Consider the following 688-nt stretch of genomic DNA (forward strand, 5'->3'; position numbering starts at 1 on the left):
ACTCTGTTGACGGCTGAACAGCAGCAAACGGTAATGCAATGGGTCAAGGATGGCCCGGATATAGCTGTGGACGGGGTTGTACGCTGGAGGCGGTCCGACTTGGCGCGGCGGATCAAGAGCGAGTTTGATGTCGTCATGGCTGAACGTTCAGTCGGCGAGATGTTGCGCCGCCTGGGTTTTCGTCGGTTATCAGTGCGCCCTCAGCATCCAGGGCAGGACGCGTCCGCCCAAGAAGCGCATAAAAAAAATTTACCGACTTGGTCGCGGCGGCCATACCTGAGTCCGAGCGAAACAAGCCCATCGAAATCTGGTGGCAGGATGAGGCGCGCATTGGCCAGCAAGGAACGCTGACGCGTATCTGGGCTGAGCGCGGCAGTCGACCTCGGCAACCGCGTGACCAGCGCTATACCTGGGCCTATATCTTCGGCGCCATCTGCCCAGCCCGGGGTATCGGCGCCGCATGGGTGGTTCCCAAGGCCGACGCCTGGTCCATGACGCTGCACCTTGAGGAAATCAGTAAACAGGTCGATCCAAAAGCCCACGCCATTGTCGTTCTTGATGGAGCCGGGTGGCATCAGACAGGTGGAAGATTACGCGTCCCCCAGAATATCTCCCTGCTGCATCTGCCACCTTATTCGCCAGAGCTGAACCCACAGGAAAACGTATGGCAGTACCTCCGTCAGAACTA

At 58.7% G+C, this 688-nt stretch carries 1 pseudogene; it reads left to right on the top strand.

The annotated features are described in order from the left end of the window. Positions 1-688: pseudogene (locus ABAC402_RS41055) on the top strand (IS630 family transposase); the annotation flags it as partial.

Origin of the sequence: Asticcacaulis sp. AC402 (assembly GCF_000495835.1) — a bacterium.
Taxonomy (GTDB): domain Bacteria; phylum Pseudomonadota; class Alphaproteobacteria; order Caulobacterales; family Caulobacteraceae; genus Asticcacaulis.